The sequence below is a fragment of the Tetragenococcus muriaticus DSM 15685 genome (genome assembly GCF_000423785.1).
Classification (GTDB): domain Bacteria; phylum Bacillota; class Bacilli; order Lactobacillales; family Enterococcaceae; genus Tetragenococcus; species Tetragenococcus muriaticus.
Window position 1 is genome coordinate 1 of record NZ_AUIQ01000005.1, and the last position, 24,642, is coordinate 24,642.

20 protein-coding genes and 1 other annotated feature are annotated in these 24,642 nt (G+C 36.4%); of the genes, 16 read left to right on the forward strand and 4 right to left on the reverse strand.

What is annotated here, in order from left to right:
• Positions 1-303: 303 nt before the first annotated feature.
• Positions 304-556: a binding site (T-box leader), on the reverse strand.
• Between the two features lie 172 nt (positions 557-728).
• On the forward strand, positions 729-1,643 hold the full coding sequence (locus G577_RS0101925; RefSeq protein ID WP_155988472.1) for a nuclease-related domain-containing protein: 915 nt from the start codon (positions 729-731) through the stop codon (positions 1,641-1,643).
• Between the two features lie 141 nt (positions 1,644-1,784).
• Positions 1,785-2,990 (forward strand): IS256 family transposase, encoded by a 1,206-nt coding sequence (locus G577_RS10880; protein WP_051176587.1) that lies wholly within the window; start codon positions 1,785-1,787, stop codon positions 2,988-2,990.
• A 316-nt stretch (positions 2,991-3,306) separates the two neighbouring features.
• Here the strand turns inward: G577_RS10880 and G577_RS0101935 are convergent, their stop codons facing one another.
• Positions 3,307-4,113, reverse strand: a complete 807-nt coding sequence (locus tag G577_RS0101935) for an alpha/beta hydrolase (protein WP_028789710.1) — start codon at positions 4,111-4,113, stop codon at positions 3,307-3,309.
• Positions 4,106-5,686: a PucR family transcriptional regulator gene (locus G577_RS0101940; RefSeq protein ID WP_028789711.1), complete on the reverse strand. Its 1,581-nt coding sequence runs from the start codon at positions 5,684-5,686 to the stop codon at positions 4,106-4,108. The genes G577_RS0101935 and G577_RS0101940 overlap by 8 nt, the downstream gene beginning before the upstream one ends.
• 121 nt (positions 5,687-5,807) lie before the next feature.
• Here G577_RS0101940 and G577_RS11710 point away from each other — a divergent pair, with 121 nt between their 5' ends.
• The 12 genes from G577_RS11710 (at position 5,808) to G577_RS0102005 (ending at position 21,579) form a co-directional block, all read left to right on the forward strand.
• Positions 5,808-8,819, forward strand: a complete 3,012-nt coding sequence (locus G577_RS11710) for a bifunctional FdrA/YlbE family protein (protein WP_081675712.1) — start codon at positions 5,808-5,810, stop codon at positions 8,817-8,819.
• Entirely contained in the window at positions 8,812-9,636 is an 825-nt protein-coding gene (locus G577_RS0101955) for an oxamate carbamoyltransferase subunit AllH family protein (protein WP_038027576.1), read from the forward strand. Before G577_RS11710 ends, G577_RS0101955 begins: the two co-directional genes overlap by 8 nt.
• An 18-nt stretch (positions 9,637-9,654) precedes the next feature.
• The gene (locus tag G577_RS0101960) at positions 9,655-10,899 is read left to right on the forward strand and encodes an MFS transporter (protein WP_028789713.1); all 1,245 of its coding nucleotides are present in this window, start codon (positions 9,655-9,657) and stop codon (positions 10,897-10,899) included.
• Positions 10,900-10,917: 18 nt separating this feature from the next.
• On the forward strand, positions 10,918-11,856 hold the full coding sequence (gene arcC / locus G577_RS0101965) for a carbamate kinase (RefSeq protein ID WP_028789714.1): 939 nt from the start codon (positions 10,918-10,920) through the stop codon (positions 11,854-11,856).
• Between the two features lie 416 nt (positions 11,857-12,272).
• On the forward strand, positions 12,273-13,502 hold the full coding sequence (allC, locus tag G577_RS0101970) for an allantoate deiminase (protein WP_028789715.1): 1,230 nt from the start codon (positions 12,273-12,275) through the stop codon (positions 13,500-13,502).
• A gap of 154 nt (positions 13,503-13,656) precedes the next feature.
• Positions 13,657-14,727 carry an ureidoglycolate dehydrogenase gene (allD, locus tag G577_RS0101975; protein ID WP_028789716.1) on the forward strand — a complete coding sequence of 357 codons (1,071 nt, stop codon included), beginning with the start codon at positions 13,657-13,659 and terminating at the stop codon, positions 14,725-14,727.
• 41 nt (positions 14,728-14,768) lie between these two features.
• Positions 14,769-15,980 carry a pyridoxal-phosphate-dependent aminotransferase family protein gene (locus tag G577_RS0101980; RefSeq protein ID WP_028789717.1) on the forward strand — a complete coding sequence of 404 codons (1,212 nt, stop codon included), beginning with the start codon at positions 14,769-14,771 and terminating at the stop codon, positions 15,978-15,980.
• A gap of 263 nt (positions 15,981-16,243) precedes the next feature.
• Entirely contained in the window at positions 16,244-16,903 is a 660-nt protein-coding gene (gene deoC, locus G577_RS0101985; protein ID WP_028789718.1) for a deoxyribose-phosphate aldolase, read from the forward strand.
• 17 nt (positions 16,904-16,920) lie between these two features.
• On the forward strand, positions 16,921-18,108 hold the full coding sequence (locus G577_RS0101990; protein WP_028789719.1) for a phosphopentomutase: 1,188 nt from the start codon (positions 16,921-16,923) through the stop codon (positions 18,106-18,108).
• 15 nt (positions 18,109-18,123) lie between these two features.
• Positions 18,124-19,074 carry a sugar-binding transcriptional regulator gene (locus tag G577_RS0101995; RefSeq protein ID WP_028789720.1) on the forward strand — a complete coding sequence of 317 codons (951 nt, stop codon included), beginning with the start codon at positions 18,124-18,126 and terminating at the stop codon, positions 19,072-19,074.
• 219 nt (positions 19,075-19,293) lie between these two features.
• On the forward strand, positions 19,294-19,938 hold the full coding sequence (locus G577_RS0102000; protein ID WP_052077221.1) for a GDSL-type esterase/lipase family protein: 645 nt from the start codon (positions 19,294-19,296) through the stop codon (positions 19,936-19,938).
• Positions 19,939-20,541: 603 nt separating this feature from the next.
• Positions 20,542-21,579, forward strand: coding sequence for a PTS sugar transporter subunit IIC (locus G577_RS0102005; RefSeq protein ID WP_028789722.1), 1,038 nt, complete (start codon positions 20,542-20,544; stop codon positions 21,577-21,579).
• Positions 21,580-21,660: 81 nt separating this feature from the next.
• Here the strand turns inward: G577_RS0102005 and G577_RS0102010 are convergent, their stop codons facing one another.
• A complete protein-coding gene (locus G577_RS0102010) occupies positions 21,661-21,888 on the reverse strand; it encodes a hypothetical protein (protein WP_028789723.1) in 228 nt (75 codons plus the stop codon).
• A 230-nt stretch (positions 21,889-22,118) separates the two neighbouring features.
• Between G577_RS0102010 and G577_RS0102015 the strand changes: the two genes are divergently transcribed.
• Together G577_RS0102015 and galU are read left to right on the forward strand one after the other, a co-directional pair.
• Complete coding sequence (locus G577_RS0102015; protein WP_028789724.1) at positions 22,119-22,634, forward strand: cupin domain-containing protein; 516 nt, start codon at positions 22,119-22,121, stop codon at positions 22,632-22,634.
• Between the two features lie 250 nt (positions 22,635-22,884).
• Positions 22,885-23,754: a UTP--glucose-1-phosphate uridylyltransferase GalU gene (galU, locus tag G577_RS0102020; protein WP_028789725.1), complete on the forward strand. Its 870-nt coding sequence runs from the start codon at positions 22,885-22,887 to the stop codon at positions 23,752-23,754.
• 55 nt (positions 23,755-23,809) lie between these two features.
• On the opposite strand, the gene G577_RS0102025 is transcribed toward galU, so the two are convergent.
• Entirely contained in the window at positions 23,810-24,640 is an 831-nt protein-coding gene (locus G577_RS0102025) for a hypothetical protein (protein WP_028789726.1), read from the reverse strand.
• Between the last annotated feature and the right edge of the window lie 2 nt (positions 24,641-24,642).

Consider the following 24,642-nt stretch of genomic DNA (forward strand, 5'->3'; position numbering starts at 1 on the left):
GTGAGACCTCACGGGATAAGTGTTATCTCTTTCCTCGTTTACCCATAAGGTTTACGCCACAAGATTACGGTTACCTTTTGGACTTTATCGCCTTTAGCCGACTTATCCGCTCGTAGCGCCTTCCTACCTTATTCCTGTTCGTTGGGCCACGATTTCGCTATTGCTTCCTCTCTCCCGTGCCTCACAGCACGAAACTTGCAAGTCGCTTTGGGATTCGTTGGTAACGACGCTCCACAGAGACTTTCACTCTAGACATAACACATGCCCGTCATACTAAAAAAATCCCTAGAAGGAATCATTCCTTCTAAGGATGTATATGTATACATGGTACCACCTTACTTCGTAAAAGCGAATGCTTTTACCTCTGCGTCAATACGGCATATTGCTATGCGATATTACGATCTTTTTAACGGAGACATCCGTGCACCTCTAAAAATTTTTTGAAGTACCCACTCAAAAGCCATTTTCAAATTCCCGCACTTTCACTTCTTTTCAGCTACCGAAGCTCTCTTTTCCAAAGTTTAGCGAATTTTACTTCCTTCATCAACGTGTTTCATATTATTTTGATATACGTTACCTTAAATTATTTTATTTGTCAACTAATTTTTTATTTAAAAAAAGAAATGGATATTTTTTGCGTATTTAGATAGTAGGAGGGGGGGTGATTAAACTTGCGACAAAAAAGTCATGATTTGCAGTATTTAGAAGTATTATACCAAAGAGGAGGGTTGACGGTAGAAGAAGAAAAAGAATATTGGAAATTGCTAAAAGGTTATCAAGGAGAGATCCAATTTGATCAGATGTGTCATTATTTTTTGAGCTCTGAACCCACTGTGATGGAGGATATTACATTGCAATTGGGAAAAAGTGTCACTCAAATTGATCAATTAATTGCAGAGGGAACAGTATTATGGATCATCGATATTAAAAATTATCAAGGAAAGTACAAGTATGAAAACAATTGTTGGACCATAAATGGAAGTATTCTGTCAAATAATATTTGTGAGCAATTATCGCGAGCCTGTCGAATAACTCAACAAATACTTAATCAAGAAGGAATTAAAATGACTGTTAAAGGAGTTTTGGTATTTATTAATCCTCATTCTGAAGTGAAGATTGTTGACTCAATCAATGAGCTTGTACTTAGCTCAAATCAAATTCCACAGTGGTTAATGTCGTTGAAGAAGCCTAGACATTCTGTGGCTTGGCAATCTGCAATCGAAAATTATCGTATACCTAATTATAGGACAACGCGTATCACAACTGCTGAACATTTTGCAAAATTGAAGAAAGGAATTCGATGTCCTAATTGTGGTAGCTTTGCCACGAAAAAACAACATTATCATACGTTAGAATGTTCTTGTGGTTGTTTTCGAGTAAAAGAAAAAGCCATTTTACGTACAATTAGCGAGTACGACATAATCAGGCATGATGTTTCGTTGAAGAAAAAAGATATTCATGAATTTATTGGAAAAGAGTATGGTTTAGCCTATCTTGAAACGTTGCTAAAAAAACATTTTAAGCGTATAGGGGATACTTATTGTTACGAAAATAAAGGAGTTAGCTTTGATATTTGGTTTGACGATAAAAAGGAATATCTCGATTCGATAGAAAGCAGAATTTTTTGGAATAGAAAAGATTGAAAACTAGAGTAGGAATAAGAAAGTGACTCTAGAAATTGGAAAACTAGAGTTGTTTCCATATAATTGTGTAAAAAGAAAAGAGATCATATCCATCTCTGTTACAATGTCATTTAGCCGAAAACATTGGAAAGGAAGATGGATATGACCCAACTTAATATTAATATAGATTTTGAAGAATTAACAGAGGCAATTATGCAAAGTGATATGAATATGATGATGAAATCGTTAGCTGTCACTGTACTCAACGCTTATATGGAAGTGGAAAGGGACGAATTTATTCAAGCTCAAAACTATGAACGCAATGGTCAGCGCTTAGACTATCGTAACGGCTACTATGAACGAAGTTTTACCTTAGCAGTAGGAAAACTTCGTTTGAAAATCCCACGTACACGATCAGGGGAGTTTTCCACGCACGTTTTTGAACAATATCAGCGCAAAGATCAAGCCTTTGTCTTAAGTTTAATGGAAGCAGTCATTCAAGGTGTTTCCACAAAGAAAGTCACACACATTGTCGAAGAATTGTGTGGCGAGTCGGTGTCTAAATCATTTGTTTCGAATACGATGAAACGATTAGATCCGGAGATCGAAGCTTTTAAGTCTCGTTCATTAACCCACAGTTCCTTTCGTTATGTTTATGTCGATGCCATGTATATTAAAGTTCGAGAAAACCATCACGTGGTGAGTAAAGGCGTATATATTGCGCAAGGGGTCAACCAGAAAAACCGCCGGGAAATCTTAGGCTTTAAGGTGAGTGAAGAAGAATCGTACGCTAGCTGGAAACAATTTTTTCAAGAGTTGCGAGAACGAGGCTTAACGCAACCACGTCTCATTATCTCCGATGCTCATTCTGGGCTAAAAAAAGCGATTCAAGAAATCTTTACAGGGGATGCTTGGCAACGTTGCACGGTCCATTTCTTACGAAATATGATCGACCAAATGCCCAAGAAAAATAACTCAGAAGCCCGCAAGCATTTGAAAAAAATCTTCCGTTCGAATACCCTACAAGGAGCCAAAGAAGCTCGTCAGAAATTTGAAGCATGCGTGCAAGGAGATTCTCGTTACGAAGCAGTATTGGCGCTACTCGATCAAGGCTTCCATGATGGCTTACAATACTTAAGCGAGCCGGAAGACTATCATTTTTCGTTACGTACAACAAATTCTTTAGAACGCTTAAACCGGGAAATTCGACGTCGGGAAAAAGTGGTTTCGATCTTTCCCAATGTCGTTTCCGCTGAACGTTTGATTGGCGCCGTTTTAATGGATATACAAGAAGAATGGCAACAAATGCCCAAACCCTTTTTACAAGGCCCTGTCTTAGAAGAAGAGTTCCCATTCTCTACGGATTGATCTTGAAAGAAAACGAAGGACGATTTGACAATGAATGAAGGCATGGTATTCGCGGTAAGCGAAATGGGCGCCTGTTCTTAGGTTGAAGAACCGAAGAAGCCGCCCAAGATCACCATGTCTGAATAGATTCGTTGTCAAATCCGTCGACTACCTGATCTTATCCGTTGCTTCGAGAAAAATTTAAACCATAAATGAAAAGAACCTTTATCAAATGATTGGAAAATCGTTCAACAGACAGGGCGTAAATGACATTGATATTTTTACACAAGATTTTGGACTTGACCCTACTAGGGGGCGTATTTTTACATATAAAAGCTTACTCCAACCATTCTTCCAAGCTATTCAACACTTTTTCCACCTGTTCATCTTCCGTATGTTTCAAAAAATCGTGCCCTAGGTCATAAACAGGGACAAACTTACAATCTGGAATCAATCGTTTTAGTTGTTTACTGTATTTAAAAGGCACCTCTTCATCGGTTGTACTAGCCGAGCTGAACGTGCGTGGAAATTTTTGTAGTATATCTTTTTCGATAACAAATTGTGAATTATCCTTAGTTGATGTTTGATAAAAGTCACTTAATTTCTGTTGTTGAACACCATAGATATAAAGTAAATAACGTTGCAAGAAAGGATCATCCCATATTTTGTCACTTTGATTAATGTTAGCAATCATTTCTTTGGTTACTGTTGTATCGGTTAGTTCGCGTGGATTATTAATAAAAGCGAGATCACTATAACCATAAAAATGGACAAGTTGTGTAGGTAAAGTTTTATTTTGCTCGATTAATTGTTTAGTCAAATAATTGATGGCAAAGCCACCCGCTGATCTACCACAGAAAGTAAAGGGTAAATCTTTAATTTCTTTTTCTTGTAATTCTTCTAAGGTTTGTTGCATTTGATTTAAACTATCAATTAATGAAGAATTGGGTGTTAGTAAATAATCGATAGCTAGCATAATATATCCCTTATTCAAAAAAACGTTTTGCAGTGCTTGTGGTAAGTCACTTTTACTACCGTAGACAAACCCACCACCATGGATGTAAATAACTGCCCCTTTGGCACTCGCTTCAGGACGAGCAACTGCTACTGTGCCTCCAGAGTCTAGTGTAATGTTTTCACTCATTTGTTGAACTCCTTTTCATTGATAATAGATAAGTTCCTATTTCATAATTAACTAATTGAATTGGGTTTGTCAAATCAATTCTTAAAAGTTCTTCGACCTTATTTAAACGATAACGAATGGTTTTAGGATGTAAGAAAAGTGTTTCAGCTGTTTGTTTATAATTTCGATTTGTTTTAAAAAAAGTATGCAATGTATCAAAAAGCTCTTTGTTGTCGTAACGTAAGTTGGTCAATTCTTCGGGAATAATTGTTTCGAGTTGTCTGAACTGATCTTCCTGCATGAAAAAACGGAAGATCCCTAGATCTTTTACTGAAATAACATAATCAATAAAAAACGAACGATTAAAACGAAGTGTATCCAAGCACTCGAATAAGATCTCTTTTAGTCCGCTTTTTTTCTTGATTTGACTAAGCGAAAAATGAAACTGTTTGGAAATAGTTTCTTTTTCAGTGAATAATTGCTTAATTTCTTTTTTTGTAACGGCGTCGCTTTCCGATTTTAAATTAAATAAAACGACAGTGTAATTATAATGATCAAAGTAGATTTCTAATTTTCGTAGACGTCTTAATTTTTTAGCAATGACGGTCTCGTCTATTGTCCGTTTTTCTTCATCAGGGCAAATAAAGGCAATCCCTTGATAATAGGGGGAGGAATTAATATTTGCTTCATCTAGCAAGCTATTCAATTCGTCTGCATTTTTTGGAGTGTTTTGTAAAATAGCATCAGCCAAGTTATTCATACGCGCATAGCGTTCTTTTTTCAGTATTGATTCCATTTGTAGTTTTTCTTGAATTAAATCTGTCACATTTTCAATAATCATTAGATCCGATTGTTTAACTTCTGTACTTTCCTGATAGATAGACAAAGTACACTTTTGGGCAAGTGGGGAAAAAATTTCTGTTTTTAGAGCAGTAATTTGTTGATTTTGTTCTTGGGAAAATAGTGTAAGTTTTTCGTATAAATTTTTGGTAAACTCTGTCGTTTGTAAAAAATGATGCTGACTAACAACGTAATTATCAAAATTACCACCGTAGTGAATCTCGATGCCCAAGCTGTCGATTTTTAACATACAAGGAACCTTAATTAATTGATAGAAGGTTTCCATAATTTGTTCAAAAGAGCGTAAGTTACGTTCTACTTTAGTGAACTTTTGCCGTACGTCGTAATACGTGCGAAGCAAATGTTCTTGTTGATTTAAAATAGGTTCATAAATCGTTATCATAATCTTTTCGTAAGTGATAGCCTCGGGAACTTTAATTAAAGGAATTTCATATTCAAAGCAACGCTGAATTAACCAATCTGGAATGATGGTTATCAATCGATCCATTTTTATCGCTAACCCACTAATTCCTATTTTTTTCATTTTTTGGAAAAAAACATGGATTTCATCGTTAGAAGCATCTTTTAATGCATAAAAAGAAGTCATAATTAATTGATTTTTTCTTGTCCAATTTTCGATATCTCTTGCTTCTAATACCATCGCAGAACTTATCGTATTTTCTAATCCAATATTTTTAGTTAATAGTTTGCATTCTTTAAACAAGTTTAATGCCATTAAATCTTTGATTTTCATTATTATAGCCGCCTTTTCCCTTTTTGGATAAAAAAAGGGTGAATTTTTATCTTTTTATCCAGTGTAAACGCAGACAATAAATTTTACAATAAAAATGTAAATAAAGAAAGGGGAGATCGAAATGTTACAAACGGTAATTTCGAAAAATAATTACCAAGACTCGATTAATTTGATGTTATTAACGAATAAGATCAACGATTTTGATAACGTTAGTTCGAGTCAAATCATGATGGGGACAGATGCCAACAAAGATATCCTACAAAATACGGATTTGTTGACAGATGAAGCAAAAGAAGCTTCTCCTAATGATATGATGATCGTTGTTGATAGTGCAGACGAAAACGTAATGGATGATGTTTTGCCAGCTATTGACGACTTTTTGAATGACCTAGCTTCTGAAGATAGTGGCGAAACACAAAATACCACCGCGACTACTTGGGATGAAGCAATGGAACAATTACCAGATGCCAATGTTGCGTTATTTAGTATTCCTGGGGAATATGCAGCACCTGAAATGGAAAAGGCTTTAAAAAATGATTTGCATGTTTTTTCATTTACAGATAATGTTCCGCTAGAAGACGAAGTACGTTTGAAGAATTTAGCTCACGAAAAAGGGTTAATGATGATGGGGCCTGACTGTGGTACCGGAATTATTTCAAGTATCCCAATTGCCTTTACTAATGTTGTATCGCCCGGAAATATCGGTATTGTAGGCGCTTCCGGAACAGGGATTCAAGAAGTAACAACGATCATTGATCGCTTAGGCGGCGGAGCTGTCCATGCGATTGGTACAGGTGGCCGGGATTTAAGTGATAAAGTCGGCGCTACTACTATGATGGATGCAATTGTAGGTTTAGAAAACCACGAACCGACGGATGTTATTTGTATTATTTCTAAACCACCTGAAAAGTCTGTACGTGATAAAGTTGTACAACTTTTACAAAGTGTTTCTAAACCTGTCGTTGCCATTTTCTTAGGAGAAAAACCAGAAAATCATGAAGGTCAAGTTTATTTAGCTCATACATTAGAAGAAACAGCTAAAATTGCGGTTGATTTAGCTAATGAAGAGCCAATTAAATCAAATTATACAGATGAAATAAAACAACCGAATGTAAATGTATTGCCAGAAAATCAAGTTGTTAAAGGGTTATACTCTGGTGGAACGTTAGCAAACGAAGCAGGTATGTTGATTTCAGAAGCATTAGATCTAGGCGGAGTCGTTAAAGAAGAAGGTTATATCCTAAGAGCAAAAGGATATGATGTCATCGACTTAGGTGATGATATTTATACACAAGGTCGCCCACACCCTATGATCGATCCAGACGTACGTGTTAAGAAAATTCAAGAGTATGCACAAGATCCTCAAACGGGCGTCATCTTATTGGATGTAGTATTAGGGTATGGCGCACACGAAGATATGGCTGGCGCATTAATCCCAGCAATTAACGAAGCACAAGAAACAGCTAAAGCAGATGGTAGAGATCTGCATTTTGTTGCGACAGTTTGTGGTACGAGAAAAGATCCGCAAGATTATGATGATTCAGTGAAACGCTTAGAAGAAGCTGGCGTTTTTGTTGAAGAAAGCAACGATAAGGCTGTCCGTCTTGCTTTGATGCTAAAAGGAATTACATTAACAGAAGAAGATAAAACAGTTGTTCCTTATAAAGGAGAAACGGTAGATGTTCCTGCAGTAAGTCCCAAAATTGATGAATTACTAAACACTAAGCCAAGCATTATTAATATTGGCTTGCAAAGTTTCAATCAGTCCATTGCTGATTTTGGCGGGAAATCTGTTCAATTTAACTGGCGTCCACGTGCAAATGGGAATAAGAAAATGATTCGCATTCTTGATGCACTAGAAGAATACGACGATCAAATTGCAGAAGAAAACCAAAAAGTAACGGATAAAATCCAAAATGCACAGCCATTCTTAGTCGATGTGGTAACAGCAGATACCGTGATCCCAGAATTTAATGAACAAAAAACATTACTTCATGCTGGACCTCCAATTCAATACAATGAAATGACGAGCCCGATGCAAGGTTCTTGTGTAGGAGCCGCATTATATGAAGGTTGGGCAGATAACGAAGAAGATGCAATCAAGCTACTTGAAAGTGGAGAAGTTCGCTTTATTCCATGTCACCAAGTACAAGCAGTTGGGCCAATGGGTGGAATTACTTCTGGTAGTATGCCAGTAGCTGTTATAGAAAATCGTTTAACGAACAATCAAGCTTACTGTATTCTTAATGAAGGTATTGGTAAAGTTTTACGTTTTGGTGCTTATTCACAAGAAGTCATCGATCGTTTAGATTGGATCAGAGATACGCTAGGACCAACTCTTTCTAAAGCGTTGCAAACAACTAAAGAAGGCGTGAACTTAAGTGTATTAATTGCTCGCTCCATTACTATGGGAGATGAATTCCATCAACGTAATATTGCAGCTTCAATGAACTTCTTAAAAGAAATGGCACCATTAATTGTAGCTTTGGATATTCCACAAAATGAAAAACAAGAAGTGATTCAATTCTTAGCTGATACGGATCAATTTTTCTTAAATATCATGATGGCAACAGGTAAAGCAATTGTTGACGGTGCTAGGAAAGATACTAAAGGAACTGTTGTTACAACTATGACGCGTAATGGCCGTGATTTTGGCGTACGTATTGCTCAAACCAAAGATGACTGGCATATTGCACCGGTAAATACTCCTAAAGGCTTGTATTTCACTGGCTTTTCTGAAGAAGACGGAAATCCTGACTTCGGAGATAGTTCAATTACTGAAACAATTGGTGTTGGCGGTATGGCAATGGTTGCAGCTCCTGGTGTTACTCGTTTTGTCGGTGCTGGTGGTTTCCAAGATGCATTAGATGTATCAAATGAAATGGAAAAAATCACACTTTCTCATAATCCAACATTTACAATTCCAACTTGGGACTTCAAGGGAACTTGTCTAGGCATTGATATCAGAAAAGTTGTAGAAACTGGGATTACACCACTAATCAACACTGGTATTGCTAGTAATGAAGCTGGTGTAGGCCAAGTTGGTGCGGGTACAGTTCGCGCACCTTTAGGTTGTTTTGAAAAAGCATTAGAGGCTTATGCTAAAGACTTTGGCATTGATGTTGATGAATAAAGTAACTATTAGTCAATGGATTTATCCGATCGATCAACTCGGGAAAATGGCAACTGTTCATAGTGTGTTTGACCATTCGTTTAATTTACAAATTGGCGGTCATTTAATTAACGTCGCTAATTACAGTGGATATCTTTCAAGTTTTGGCTTATACTTGCCAGACGCAATGTTTGCTCAATTATTTCCTTATATTCAACAAGGAAATAAAGTGAAGATTCAAAAACAAAAATTGACTGCCTACAGTATTAAAGGCGTGCAATCTGTAAGCTGGCAAGAGGAAGAGCAAGAAATTGTTGACTTAGATGTAGCTAAAATGACGATCCCTACTGAACAGTTAGCTGTTTTAAAAGAGGTTTTAAGTAACGAAAATCTCGAGGAAAAAATTGGATTAGATTTGACTGTGGAGACAAAAACGATTTTGAAAAAATTGGCCTATGCTACAAAAGAAGAATTAACCACAGTAGACTATGAAGAAATCACCCGATTTTTGATTGGTCGTGGGAAAGGCTTAACGCCTAGCGGAGATGATTTGTTAGTAGCCTATTTATCAATTTTAAAATTAAAAAAAGATTCGCGAGCTGAGGAATATTCCTCAGTTCTCGCGCAATCGAATTTGTCAACGACAGATGTAAGTAAAGAATATGTAGTGGCTTCTATGCAAGGTCATGTGAACTCATTGGTTTATCAATTATATCAAGATTTACAAGAAGAAAAAGATAAAAACATAATTGAAAGAGATGTTCAAAAAGTGATGATGATTGGGCATACCTCTGGAAAAGACTTAAGTATGGGGTTACTTTTAGGTTTACAAAAATAAAAGGAGTGAAAGTTAACAATGAATGATGCGAAACAAGGAGTGAAAGTCAGCAAGAATTATTGGATGAAGGTTGTCTTACTCTTTTTCATCGGTTGGATTTTAATCTACGCTACTCGTACCATTTTTAACCCAATTATGGGCGTTGTTGGCGATGAGTTTGGATTAAGTAATACGCAGTTAGGTTTAGCCAATAGTGTGTTCTTTCTAACTTATGCGATTCTACAAATTCCATCTGGCATGATTGGTGATAAAATTGGAAGAAAAATCGTAATCGCAGTCGGGTTTATTGCTCTTGCGGCAATGACTTACTTTAGTGGGATTGCTACCACATTTGTAATGTTTTTGATATTTCGTGCGTTGGCTGGTGTCAGCCAAGGGGCGTACTATGGCCCGCAATACGCGTTATCGACAGAAGCGATTCCTGATTCAAAGCGAACAGTAGGAAACGCGATTATCAATAGTGGGATGGCTTTTGGTACTTCTGGTGGTTATTTACTTTCTAGTAAATTAGTACTAGACAATGGTGAGCATTGGAGCTTGCCGTTTACCGTTATGGCAATTCCAACAGTAATTATGGGTATTATTTTCTACTTTGTATTAAAAGAAAAAGTCATTAGACCTGAAGATGTAGAAAAAGATGAACAAACAAATGGGACAGAGTCGGAAAATAAAATTTCGCTTGGTCAAATTTTTAAAAACCGTAATTTGTTAGCAGCCTTTATTCTATGTTTTGTCAGTATTTATGCAAACTTTGTAATTATTACTTGGTTACCTGAATTTTTGATTTCAGAACGTGGATTTGCTGGTTCTAGTGTTGGTTTTATTTCTTCCTTAGTACCATGGGCTTCTATTCCAGGGGCATTAATTTTTGCATGGGTTAATGACAAAATTGGCAAAGCAAAACCTTTAGTTTACACACTGGTACCTATTGCATTATTGTCAGTGTTTGCTATTGCTTTTGTAACAAATCGCCCGCTTTTACTTGCAGTATTGGTTATTTATGGATTGACAGGAAAATTAGCTTTAGATCCAATTTTGATTACTTTTGTAACAAAAAATGCGCCAAGAGGAGCGCTAGGTACATCTTTAAGTGCGTATAACTTTATTGGAATGTCTGGCTCAATTTTAGCTCCATATATTACGGGGGCTTTATCTGACAGTCTAGGTTCTATGCAAATTGGTTTTTATTTAGCTAGTGTATTGCTAGTTGCTGGTTTAATAGTCTTTTCATTTATGGCTAAAGACAAGCCAATTAGTGAATAATAGAGGAGGAAATATATCGTGAGTGTAAATGTGATTGCCCTTGGCGGAAATGCGATTTTAGAAACTGATCCTACAGATGAAGGACAAAAAGCGGTGGTAAGAGACGCAGCTACACATATTGCTAAATTTGTTGATGAAGGGGAAAAAGTCGTTATTTGTCATGGGAATGGCCCACAAGTGGGAAACTTATTGATACAACAAAAAGCAGCAGAAAATGAAAAAAATCCTGCAATGAAATTAGATACATGCGTTGCTATGACCCAAGGAAGTATTGGTTACTGGTTACAAAGTGCTTTGATCAATGAATTTAATCGTTTGAAAATGGCACAGCCTGTTGTTTCCTTGGTTACTCAAATGCGTGTAGATGCTGACGATCCTTCTTTTAAAAATCCATCAAAACCTATTGGACCATTCTTATCTAAAGAAGAAGCAGATGAGGAAGCAAAAATAGATGGTTCTGTTTTCAAAGAAGATGCTGGTAGAGGATATCGTAAAGTTGTTGCTTCTCCAATGCCTAAAGAAATGGTGGAAACAGAAGCAGTGAATGCACTTATTGCTTCAAATGCTGTAGCGATTTGTTCTGGTGGCGGCGGTGTCCCTGTTGTTGAAAAAGATGGTCAATATGAAGGTATTGAAGCGGTTAATGATAAAGACTTTTCAGCAAGTGTTATTGCTGAAGAAGTTGGCGCTGAACGCTTAATCATCTTAACCGGTGTGGATAATATTTATGTTAATTTCAACCAACCTGACCAAAAGGCATTAGAAACGATTACTGTTTCTGAAGCTGAACAGTATATTTCAGAAGAGCAATTTGCAGCAGGAAGCATGCTGCCAAAAGTTCAAGCAGCTATAAAATTTGTTAAAGGACATAATGGTCGTAAAGCGATTATTACTTCAATTGAAAATCTTCCTCATATCTTTGAAGATAAAGGTACGATCATTGTAGACGATAAATAATGTTGCATTAAATTATGCGACGGGTTAAGTAGACAGACGAATTTTTCGCCTGTCTACTTTTTTAATGAAATGTTAAATACATAAGATAAGTCAAACAGAAACTAATATAGTTTGTCTTTTTAGATCAATGTTGTTTGTTAGCATTTTATAACATTTGAATGAATTGACATTCATCAAATCTTTCATTCTTATAACAATTGCTCCTTTTACTCCCCTTTTTGGGTAAAAAAGTTTGGTGTTTTTTCCACTTTTATCCGGTGTAAACGTAAACATTTGAAATTACAATTATTTTATAAAGTAATGTAATAAGGTAGAATAGAGTATAGAGTAAATATAAATCTCCGTGAAAGAGTATTACAAGAGAAAGTAGAATTAATGGTAGGTATAGGGGAAATTATTTTTGAGGAGATGAGTCATTGGAATTAAAAAAAGTTTTAAAGGAAAATATTGATGCTCTATCATACATCGGAAGCGATCCAACAGGTGGGATGACCCGTTTGTTATATTCAGACCCTTGGTTAAACGCGCAAAAATACGTTCAAAAACAAATGGAAGACGAAGGTCTAACAACAAATTTTGATGAAGTTGGCAATCTTTTTGGTAGGGTAGAAGGAACAAAATATCCGGAAGAAACAATTATGTCAGGTTCCCATATTGATACTGTTACAAATGGCGGTACGCTAGATGGACAATATGGTGTTATCTCATCTTATCTAGCTATAGGTTATTTATTGGAAACCTATGGTAATCCCCTACGTTCTCTGGAGACTGTTTCTTTAGCTGAAGAAGAAGGAAGTCGCTTCCCAACGGCTTTTTGGGGTAGTAAAAACTTTATTAATCTAGCAAAACGTAGTGATGTGGAGGATATTACAGACCCCACAGGTACAAATTTTGTCGATGAAATGCGTCGCCAAGGTTTTGACTTTAGAGATGAAACAACGCCTTTACGTGAAGATATTCGTTCTTTTGTCGAAATTCATATTGAACAAGGTAGTATTTTAGAAAAAGAAAACTTACAAGTTGGAGTTGTTAACAGCATCGTAGGGCAAAGACGATATACGGTGACTCTAAAAGGAGAGGCTAACCATGCAGGTACCACACCGATGAATTATCGTAAAGATGCTGTATATGGATTTGCTAAAATTAGCTCTAAAACAATCGATCGTGCTTATGAAGAAGGAGATCCATTAGTGGCTACTTTTGGCAAAGTTGATCCTAAACCAAATACTGTAAATGTGGTTCCAGGAGAAGTTAGTTTTACATTCGATTGCCGTCATACAGACGGAAAGAAGCTGCAAAACTTTACAACGGAATTTGAAAAGTTGGTAAAAAAGGTTGCCGATGAACTTGGTTTAGAAGCTGAAATTAATTTGTGGATGGACGAAAAACCTATTCCGATGGATGAAAAAGTCGTCGGTAAGATCAAAAATGCAGCTGAATCACAAAAAGTAAACTATAAGATTATGCATAGTGGAGCCGGTCATGATTCCCAAGTAATTGCTCCTTATTATCCCACAGCAATGCTTTTTGTTCCAAGTATCAATGGAATAAGTCATAGTCCTGAAGAACGTACAGATTTAGATGATTTAGTCGTTGGTGTACAGGTCTTAGCAAGTACTTTATATGAACTAGCGTACAAAGATTAATGGGTAGTTGTTGTATTGCGCAGCGCCTAAGTAAGAAAAAACGGAAATTTTTTCTTTATAAAAAGCGTTATATACCTTAGATTGCAATCCTGAGTCTGTGATTTAAAATGGATAAAAATAAATAGAAAATCAACAAACGGAAGGAAGATGAGAAGTGGAAGAATCAGTTACAGTTCAACCCAAAAAATTACATCAATTGATGGCCGATAAGTTCGTTAAGGCAGGATTAAAACAGGAGCAGGCAGATATTGTGGCTAACCATTTAGTTTATGCTGATGCTAAAGGGATTCATTCACATGGAGCCGTACGAGTAGACTATTATGCAGAAAGAATTGCTAAAGGTGGCATTAACACAGATCCCAATGTTACCTTTGAAAAAACAGGACCTAGTTCTGGTATTGTGCAAGGTGATAATGGCATGGGTCATTATGTTGCCTTAAAAGGACTAGATAATGCCATTAATTTATGTAAAGAGTCCGGTATAGCAGTAGTAGGTGTTAGAAAAGTTAGCCACACAGGGACAATGGCTTATTATGTGCAAAAAGCAGCAGATGAAAATTTGATTGCTTTATCGATGTGTCAATCAGATCCGATGGTAGTTCCATATGGTGGTGCAGGAAATTATTTTGGTACAAACCCAATTGGCTTTGCTTTTCCTAGAGAAAATGACGTTCCAGTGGTTTTTGATATGGCTACGACTGTACAAGCTTGGGGGAAAGTGCTAGATGCTCGTTCGAAAAATAGAAGCATACCAGATACTTGGGCCGTTGATGCGCAAGGGAACCCAACTACCGACCCATATAAAGTAAGTGGTTTATTACCAATAGCGGGCCCTAAAGGATATGGATTAATGATGATGGTCGATATTCTCTCAGGTATGATGCTAGGGTTGCCCTTTGGTAAGCATGTTTCTTCCATGTATGATGATTTGAGCAAGGGAAGAGATTTAGGACATTTATATATTTTAATCGACCCAACGAAATTTACTGATTTAACTTCATTTAAGCAAAATGTGGAGACTATGATTGACGAACTACATGAGATGCAGCCAGCAGATGGTTTTGATCAAGTTAGTATACCAAGTGAACGCAGTCAAAAGAAATACATGAAATATATGGAAAATGGTACTCCCATCGAAAAAAATATTTACGAGTATTTGATAAGCGATACGGTCCATTTTGATAAATATGGCGGAATGAATGCTTTTGCTGAACCTGAACAGTAAAAAAGCCAGATAAGAAGATTTTATATTTAGGAGAGGTTATTATGCCAAACGAATTGAACGTACCAAGTAGAACATTAATGTCACCAGGACCAGTTGAAGTACATCCTAACGTGTTAAAAGCAATGACTACTCCTATTTTAGGACAGTTCGATCCTAACTTTTTAGCGATTATGGATGAAGTTAAGGAAATGATTAAACAACCCTTTGATACGCAAAATGAGCAAGCTTTTGCCGTAGATGGCACTTCACGCTCGGCTATAGAGGCCGCTTTGATTGCTCTGGTAGATCCAGGAGATAAGGTATTAATTCCAGCTTTTGGTCGCTTTGCTTATTTACTTGGTGAAATTTGTGAGCGAGCTCAAGCAGAAGTGAAATTTCTGGAAAAAGACTGGGAGTCTAGCTTTGATCAAAATGATGTTATCGAAGCAATCAAGGAATACCAACCTAAAGTCGTGGCTATGATCCATGGAGAAACAGCGAATGGACAAATGCAAGAGCTAGATAAAATTGGCGCTTATTGTCAGAATAACGATACCTTCTTAATGGTAGATATGGTGGCTACTTATGGTGGTGTTCCTATACATGTAGATGATTGGGGTATCGACGTAGCTGTTGCAGGAACACAAAAATGTGTAAGTGTTCCAGCTGGCATGGCGCTTGTGACTTACAATAAGCGAGTAGAAAAAATATTAGATGCACGCTATCAAAAAGAGTTAGGATTAGGCAATGACAAAAGAAGCGATGATCCTATTACAAGTAATTATTTAGACTTGAGTCAATTGCAACGTTATTGGAATGAAGAAAGGATCAATCATCATACTGAAGCTACCACTATGGTTTATGCTTTACATGAAGGTCTTCGGGTATTAATAAATGAAGGATTAGAAAATGTATATGTGCGTCATGCCCAAAATAACCAAGCGCTGATTGCTGGTATACAAGCGATGGGATTAGAGATATATGGTGATCTTAATTCCAAGATGCCAACAGTAACCCCGGTAAAAATTCCAGCAGAAGCTGAAGAGGATAAAGTAAGAGATTTACTACTTAACCAATTTGGTGTAGAAATTGCTTCTTCATTTGGTGATTTGAAAGGTAAAGTTTGGCGTATTGGAAACATGGGCTATAGTAGTCGTCATGAAAATGTGCTACACGTCTTAGCTGCATTAGAAGGTGTGTTGAGTTATTATGGTGTGGATATTAACAAAGGCGAAGGAGTAAAAGCTGCTTTGGCAGTGTATATGGATGTTTAAAGGCAATTCCTGCTTTTTTTGATTTTTTGAACTACTGTAATTAAAAAATATCCTAGAAAAGCCTGGCAGTTATAAAACGCTGTTAGGCTTTTTAATTGTTAAGTTTTATATGAAGCTTTCGGAGAAAACTTTTACTTGGTTTTATCCGACAATGGTTCATTTTACCAGTTATGTTTTCGAATATGAACATAATTTCAAAAGTATAATTTACATTTGTAAAAAACATTGGTATTATATACTTATAAATGAAAGGGGATACAAATATGGATTTGACAAAAGATGAATTAGCAACTTATTTAGACCACACGAATTTGAAGCCTGATGCAACAAAGGAACAAATTCAAAAAACTTGTGAGGAAGCGAAGGAATTTAATACAGCAGCAGTTTGTGTGAATGCTTATTGGGCTTCTTTTGTAGCTGAAAGATTAGCTGAAACAAAAATCAAAACTTGTGTTGTAGTTGGTTTTCCATTAGGAGCGACAACGACAGAAGCAAAAGTTGCTGAGGCAGAATCGGCGATGAAAAAAGGCGCAGATGAAATTGATATGGTTATTAATATTGGCGAACTTCTTAGCGGTGATAATGAAGCTGTTGAAGGAGATATCGTTGCTGTAGCTAACGCTGTTCATGCAAAAGATAAGCTATTAAAAGTTATTATAGAAACTTCATTTCTTGACGAAGAAAAAATTGTTCAAGCATGTCAATTAGCAGAAAGTGCTAAAGCTGATTTTGTCAAAACTTCAACAGGTTTTAGTTCGGCTGGGGCTAAAATTGCAGACGTTCGTTTAATGCGTGAAACAGTAGGTGATCGTTTAGGCGTTAAAGCTTCTGGGGGTATTCATAGTTTTGAAGAAGCAACAGCAATGATTGAGGCTGGTGCGAGTCGCTTAGGCGTTAGTGCGACAACGAAAATTTTAGCTTAAAGAAAGGAAGCAAAAAAATGAGTTACAAACGAATTTTTGCCATTGTATTAGATTCAGTAGGAACAGGAGCTGCGCCAGATGCTGCTCAGTTTGATGACGAAGGATCAGATACTTTAGGTCATGTCGGCGAAGCTTATAATGGAAATCTCGCTCTACCAAATTTACAAAAATTGGGTCTTTCCAACTTACGTGAAGAAGCCATTGAAGGTGTTCCTGCCGTAGATAATCCGCTGGGATATTATGGCAAAATGACAGAAATTTCAGCGGGTAAAGACAGTATGGACGGTCATTGGGAAATGATGGGACTTCCTGTATCTCAACCTTTAGATTTTTTTCCTGATGGCTTTCCTGAGGAATTACTAGCTAAAATTGCTGATTTTTCTGGTCGTAAAATTGTAGGTAACCGACCAGCTTCAGGAACCAAAATTATTGAAGAATTAGGCGAACACCAGATGGAGACTGGGGATTTAATTATTTATACTTCTGGCGATTCGGTTTTACAAATTGCTGCTCATGAAGAGATTATTCCACTAGATGAACTGTATCGGATTTGCGAGTATGCTCGTAGTTTGGTGAATGGACCTAAATATACTTTAGGACGAGTGATCGCTCGTCCTTATGTTGGAGATAACAAAGACAACTTTACGCGTACCTCGCATCGTCATGATTATTCCTTAGAGCCTACAGGAAAGACCGATCTTGATTATCTTCAAGAAAATCATATTCAAACGATTGGCATTGGGAAAATTAATGACATTTTTTCTGGGAATGGATTAGATGATGTCTACCATAATGACGATAATATGGATGGAATGAACCATCTAGATCATGTCATGACACAAGATTTTACAGGATTTTGTTTTGTTAATTTAGTTGATTTTGACTCCATGTATGGTCATCGCCGAAATCCGATCGGTTTTGGTCAAGCATTAATGGACTTTGACCAACGGTTGGCTACTGTATTGGAGCAACTAAGAGAAGATGATCTATTATTGATTACTGCGGACCACGGGAATGATCCCGGTTTTAAAGGAACGGATCACACTAGAGAACAAGTTCCGCTGTTAGCTTATTCACCAAGTATGGAAAAAAGTGCAAGCTTGGGTATACGTTCTACTTTTTCTGACTTAGGTGCTACCGTTTTAAGCAATTTTAATGTCAAAGGAACTGGAAAAGGCACAAGCTTTTTAACAGAATTGATGTAAAAGATGGGATGAAAAATGGTACAAAAGGATGAAACAGCCAAACTAAAACAAGCATTAACCGTTGCTCAACTATATTATGAAGATGGGCTAAGCCAGGCAGCAATTGCTAAAAAGTTACAAATGTCACGGCCGACGATCTCACGCTTTTTGCAATTGGCTAAAGAAGAAGGTTTGGTAAAAATTCAAGTAGAAAATCCTTTTGTTGATTATCAAGATTTAAGCGAAATTTTATCAGAAAAATACCAGTTAAAAATTCAAGTGGTGCCTGAGCAATACCAAGAGAAAAAAACAATGTTAGATCGTTTAGGAGCTTATACAGCTGCTTACTTAACAAAAATTGTCCAACCTACAGATATTATCGGGATTGGATGGGGAAAAACGATTCATGCTGTGACTTCTCATCTTGAAAAGCAAGAGATTACAGGGATTCAAACGGTACAATTAAAGGGTAGCTTTAGCTTTGGTGATGAAAGGACGTATGCTTACGAAAGTATGAACGAGCTGTCAGAGGCGTTTAATGCACGAGCTCAGTATTTGCCATTACCTACTTTTTTTGATAACCAAACGACAAAAAAGCTAGTGGAACAAGATCGTTTTATTCACTCCATTTTGCAGTTGGGAAAACAAGCCAACATCGCGTTATTTACTGTGGGATCAGTACGTAAGGATGCTTTACTTTTTAATTTGGGGCATTTAGATGCAAAGCAAAAAGAACGGTTACGAGAAGAAGCTGTAGGCGATGTTGTGTCGCGTTTTATTGACGAAGAAGGTCAGTTAGTGAATCAAGAACTGGATCAACGTACAGTAGGTATTGAATTAGCTGATTTAAAAAAGAAAGAGTATTCGATTCTGGTGGCTGGGGGTGCTAAAAAAGCAGCGGCAGTTCAAGCAGTGTTAAAATCTGGATATGCGAACCAAGGAATTTTTGACGTTGTTTTAGCACAACACCTGATGCATTATGGTTAATCGATTGTCAATCATAAAAATGGAAAAGCTAAGATGGTTTCTTAGCTTTTTATTGTGTTCTTTTTAAACAGCTCACTTTAAACAGAACACAAATTTGTGTATCCTTAGATAAAAAGGGAGCAGAAATTTATGCGTGAAGAAATACGCAAAAACCGAGTTAAATTTATCATAGTGTTTGCTTTGTTTGTAATAGTCCTAGTTTTTATGGGGGTGTTTTTTTTGAACCGTTTATCAGGACCTGATAATGAAGAAGAGATCGGTTCTGAGGATACACGTATCGCAGCAGTAGGGGATAGTATTACCTATAATTTATATGTAGCAAATGGCCAAGAGGAATTTTATCCTCAACAATTAGATGATTTATTAGGGGAAGGATATGCTGTTCATAATTTTGGAGTGTCCAATTATGCAGCACAAGCTTCCAGCGATTTTCCATATGAAACAACAGAAGAATATCAAGAAAGTTTAGATTTTGATCCAGAGATTGTCATTATGATGTTAGGAACAAATGATACGAAGGACACAAACTGGAATGGTTCGGGCCAGTTTAAAGACGAGTATATTGACCTTCTTGAAAGTTATCGTGATTTACCTAGTGTTTCAAGAATCATTTTAGCTTCACCGCCAGCAGTTTTTCTGGAGGGCGCTGTCATCAGCGGGGGAATCGATGCTAGTAGAATAAGTGTTGCAGGCAATACAGTAGAAGAAATTGCCGCAGAATATGAACTAGAATTTGTAGATATGTACGAAGAAACTATCAATCACCCAGAATATTTCCCTGATGGTATACATCCAAATGAGGAAGGCTCGGCAGCCTTAGCAGAACTTTTTTACCAGCAAATCACCGAGGAAAACGCTCAGTAAAAAAGTTAAGCTATCAAAATGAGGTGCCGCGAAGTCTTGAGTATTTTATACTAAGTTGTATGTTAAAGTGTACGTAATATATATTTACTGTAATACGAGTCACGGTCTAAAATTTTCAATAGGTGTCTGCTATCTTTTTAGCTGTGTAAGTGTTATCATTAAAGAATAAAGGGCGTTGAGATTGACACATTGCTTATATTCTCCGAAGTTCTTCTCTCAACGCTCTTTTTATAAATCGATGGCGATTTAACTAAAATTTTATCGTTTACAAAAAAAATCATCATAATTTGTTCATATTTTATAGTTACATTAGAACCATACCAACGAAACACCTTAATAAACACTTTTTCATTTTTTACTCCTTTCCCGTCAGTTACTCGCTGACGGGTCCTTTTTTTAGGTAAAAGCAAAATCCGAACGAATTTATCAGTAAATTCAATATTTTCAGATAATTATATTGCAATTTAATTTTGTCTTCTATATAATAATCGTTACATCAAAAAATTCTGAAAAGTTTTAAGGAGGGCTTGTTTGTTACATAATATTTGCTTACAAACAAAGCTAAAATTAAAAGAAACTTGTTAGGAAAAAGGAACGATTTCTATGGAAGAAACAATAACACCCAAACGGTTTTTGAATAAAATACTGGCAGGAACAGCAACAGGAATTATTGTTGGATTAATTCCTAACGCGGTGTTATCTGTTATATTAGGAGCGTTTGGTGATAATTCTTTTGCAGTAACCTGGACGCAGACAACAGAACTTTTTCAAATTGCAACCCCTGCAGTTATTGGATTTTTAATCGGATTGCAATTTAATCTAAATCCTATGCGAATGTCTGTTGTCGGTGTTGCAGCTTTAATAGGTTCCGGCTCAATTCAGTTTGATGATGAAGCAGGAGCATTCATTGGCGCAGGCACTGGCGATATTATTAATACGATGATTACGGCAGCGGTGGCTGTAGGTTTAATTTTATTGATTGGCGATAGATTTGGTTCAGTCGAAATTATTGGAATGCCGATTATTGTCGGTACAGGGGCAAGTTTAGTTGGTGTTTATTTATTCCCTTATGTTACAGCCATTTCTACGGCTATTGGAACAGCTATTAATACCTTTACAACTTTACAACCTATTCTAATGAGTATTTTAATTTCTTGTTCATTTGCCCTGTTAATTATCTCTCCAATCTCAACGATCGCTATTGGTTTAGCGATTCAATTGGATGGCGTTGCTGCCGGCGCTGCAGCTATGGGCGTTGGTGCGACTACGATTGTTCTAGTTGTTAATTCATGGAAAATCAATAAATCTGGAATTACCATTGCGATTGCTTTAGGAGCAATGAAAATGATGATGCCGAATTTATTCCGTAAACCTGTTATTTTGGTACCATGCTTTTTTACAGCCATTGTAACTGCAATTCCAGTAGCTCTTTTGGAAATTACTGGCACACCTTCTTCTGCCGGATTTGGCTTAGTAGGATTGGTAGGACCTTTTGCTGCGATTGATGGCGGACAGGCACCAATTATGGCACTTGTTTGTTGGATTGTTATACCAGCGGTTGCCGCGATTGTCTCACAATATGCTTGCGAAAAAGTATTGAACTTGTACAACCGTCAAGAAGTATTTGAGTTCTTAGGCTAAGGAAATCAATTTATAGAATAACTCCCAGAAATTCGTTTTATTCTAATTCCTGGGAGTGTTTTGTATACATTAAAATACTAATTACACACTTAACCAATCACTTTCTAAGAGTTGGTAGGTATTTTTATCAAGAGGAAGCCATAAATTCGCTTGCGAAATCCGCAGCATAACTTCCCAAAATACGCTGTCTTTACGTTCGGTAGATGTGAGGTTTAGATAGAGATAATGTCCGTCTTTTGCTTTGGCAATAATAAATGGATAAAATACTTTTCTTATTTGTACAGAAATAACTGATGCTTTTGTAAACATTTTAAACGAACACAACCTTTCATTATTGTTGTTGCTATTGTTTACTTTACGCTAAAGAATAATAAAGGACTAGAGAGGTAATGATAACTTTATTTTGTTTATAGCATCTTAAAGTTCTTGGCTAATTCATGAACATAGCTATAAAAGAAATTAAACTTCCTGTACCTTTGGTAAAGGTATAAAGCATGATAGAATGGGAAATATAAAATATGATCAGAAGGAGGACTTTCATGAAAGAGCAAGAAACCATTGTAGCAAGTCACTTTTATTTCACAGATGATGGGGCTATTCCTAATAATCCTTCCTTTCCTTTGCTGGTTTATAAAAATGCGATTGAGGATGAGGATCAAGTGAATCAAATATTGAGACAAAATCATTGGTCGAATGCTTGGCGTAATGGTGTTTTTCCTTATCATCATTATCATAGTAACTCGCATGAGGTGCTTGTCGTTGTTGGTGGGAAAGCTTTATTGCAAATGGGCGGTGAGCATGGTGAACAATTAACAGCTGAACGCGGCGACGTGTTGGTTTTACCAGCTGGTACGGGACACAAATTGTTAAAAAAAGAAGCTGGTTTCTCCGTTATTGGAGCTTATCCTAATGGACAGAATTATGATATTTGTTATGGCAAAAAAGAAGAACGGCCAGAAAAATTAGATAATATAAAGCAAGTTCCCATGCCAGGTTATGATCCCATTTATGGAGAAAGTGGAAAGTTATTTGCTTATTGGCAAGTAAATGAATGATTTAAGTGAATTCAAATAGATTTGTCACAAATTCTTCATAAATTTTGGATACATTAGAATTGTACCAACGAACAACCCTAATAAACACTTTTTCATTTTTTACTCCTTTCCCGTCAGTTACCCGCTGGCGGGTCTTTTTTAGGTCTTATTGAGAAAAAAGATCAAAAGTCACTTTATTTAAGCTGTCCCCTATTTAATAGCGGATGTGATACAATAAGATAAATTGATGAAGTAGAAAGGGTTGGAGAAAATGAAAGTAAGAAAAGCAGTTATTCCTGCAGCGGGGTTAGGTACGCGATTTTTACCAGCGACTAAAGCTGTGGCTAAAGAGATGTTACCTATCGTTGATAAACCGACGATTCAATTTATTGTAGAAGAGGCGATGGCTTCTGGTATTGAAGATATTTTAGTGGTAACAGGTAAAGCCAAACGTCCTATCGAAGATCACTTTGATGCGAATATAGAATTAGAACAAAATTTAAAATCAACAGGAAAAACTGAACTTTTAAAATTAGTGGAAGAAACGACAGATATCAACTTACACTTTGTACGACAAAAGCGACCTTTAGGGCTTGGTCATGCCATTTTACAAGCCAAAGCTTTTGTAGGGGATGAACCTTTTGTGGTTATGTTAGGTGATGACATCACAAGTAACCAAGTACCATTAACAAAACAATTGATTAACGATTATGAGAAAACTAAGGCATCGACATTAGGCGTAATGCCTGTACCTCATGAAGACACTTCAAAGTATGGCATTATTGAGCCTAATGGTAAAATTGAAGAAGGATTATATGACGTGAATTCTTTTGTAGAAAAACCTAAACCTGAACAAGCGCCTAGTAATTTAGCTATCATTGGACGTTATCTATTAACGCCAGAAATTTTTAGCTTACTAGAAAAACAGACCCCTGGAAAAGGGGGAGAGATACAATTAACAGACTCTATAGATGAGTTAAATAAAACACAACGCGTGTTTGCCCAAGAATTTAGTGGCAAGCGATACGATGTGGGAACTAAAATAGGGATGTTAGAGGCTAATATTGAATATGGACTACAACATCCAGAAACAAAAGATGAGCTAAAAGCTTATTTGAAATCATTGTCAGCTAATCTTTAAATAGAAAAAAGACGTTTAGAAGCAACAATATGTCTCCTGAACGTCTCTTTTTTTGTTAAACGTTTTCACTTTTCGGCAGACTTTTTGCATCTAGCCACTTTTCAATGACGATTGCATCATGGATTTCCTGATATTTCTGGTGAAAGTTAAGCGCAAATCCAGGAATATGTTGATACTGTATATTTTTTGTTACTTTTCTCGTAATTTTAGTTGAACTGATGTTTAAATATTCTAGCAAACTCATGGTCACATTAACTGGTTGGGTTTCGATATCTCTTTTAATAATTCCATGAGTTAAGAAAGCCCGCTTCATTCGAGTAAAAATAGGACGTTGTTGTCGTTCAATGGCAACATTGATGCCATTCGTTAATTGGGCAATGGTAGGTGTAGTACTTCCTTGCGAGTATAAATTTTCGATTCTTCCTGGATTTACCCAGCAATAAATTGTAGGTTTAGAAGTTAAACTAAAAGGGATTAAACTAAACTTGCTACAAGAAATTGGAATCGCATTCATTTCTTTGTTTAAAAAGAAATTCAATGTTCTTTTATAGCTCTCAAAGTCCATAAATAAATGATTATACAAAAACTTTTCTGCTAATACATTGGCAGAACTATCTACTAATCTAACGGTATCTTTATAAAAAACAAACGATTGCGTATAGCGCTCACCGTAAGGAATTATTGCATAAATTTCTTCTTTAAAATTTGCTTGTGTACTAATAGACAATTCTTTATATAGTTGAGCCAAATCAATTGGACGATTAGGTTGTTTCATACGATAAGCCAAAAGATGACATAAATTGGGGGTAAAAGCCTCGTTTCTATTTTTCTTCTTTGGCTTTTTATCGTCAACATGGAGCAAGTATTCATCAACATCTTCTATCACCG

Excerpts from the sequence above, each read along its gene's own strand:
- G577_RS0101990 (WP_028789719.1), top strand. The coding sequence starts at position 16,921 with ATGAGTTACAAACGAATTTTTGCCATTGTATTAGATTCAGTAGGAACA.
- G577_RS0101960 (WP_028789713.1), top strand. The coding sequence starts at position 9,655 with ATGAATGATGCGAAACAAGGAGTGAAAGTCAGCAAGAATTATTGGATG.
- G577_RS0101935 (WP_028789710.1), bottom strand. The coding sequence starts at position 4,113 with ATGAGTGAAAACATTACACTAGACTCTGGAGGCACAGTAGCAGTTGCT.
- G577_RS0101995 (WP_028789720.1), top strand. The coding sequence starts at position 18,124 with ATGGTACAAAAGGATGAAACAGCCAAACTAAAACAAGCATTAACCGTT.
- G577_RS0102010 (WP_028789723.1), bottom strand. The coding sequence starts at position 21,888 with ATGTTTACAAAAGCATCAGTTATTTCTGTACAAATAAGAAAAGTATTT.
- G577_RS0101940 (WP_028789711.1), bottom strand. The coding sequence starts at position 5,686 with ATGAAAATCAAAGATTTAATGGCATTAAACTTGTTTAAAGAATGCAAA.
- G577_RS11710 (WP_081675712.1), top strand. The coding sequence starts at position 5,808 with ATGTTACAAACGGTAATTTCGAAAAATAATTACCAAGACTCGATTAAT.
- deoC (WP_028789718.1), top strand. The coding sequence starts at position 16,244 with ATGGATTTGACAAAAGATGAATTAGCAACTTATTTAGACCACACGAAT.
- G577_RS0101980 (WP_028789717.1), top strand. The coding sequence starts at position 14,769 with ATGCCAAACGAATTGAACGTACCAAGTAGAACATTAATGTCACCAGGA.
- galU (WP_028789725.1), top strand. The coding sequence starts at position 22,885 with ATGAAAGTAAGAAAAGCAGTTATTCCTGCAGCGGGGTTAGGTACGCGA.
- G577_RS0102005 (WP_028789722.1), top strand. The coding sequence starts at position 20,542 with ATGGAAGAAACAATAACACCCAAACGGTTTTTGAATAAAATACTGGCA.
- G577_RS0102015 (WP_028789724.1), top strand. The coding sequence starts at position 22,119 with ATGAAAGAGCAAGAAACCATTGTAGCAAGTCACTTTTATTTCACAGAT.
- G577_RS10880 (WP_051176587.1), top strand. The coding sequence starts at position 1,785 with ATGACCCAACTTAATATTAATATAGATTTTGAAGAATTAACAGAGGCA.
- G577_RS0101955 (WP_038027576.1), top strand. The coding sequence starts at position 8,812 with ATGAATAAAGTAACTATTAGTCAATGGATTTATCCGATCGATCAACTC.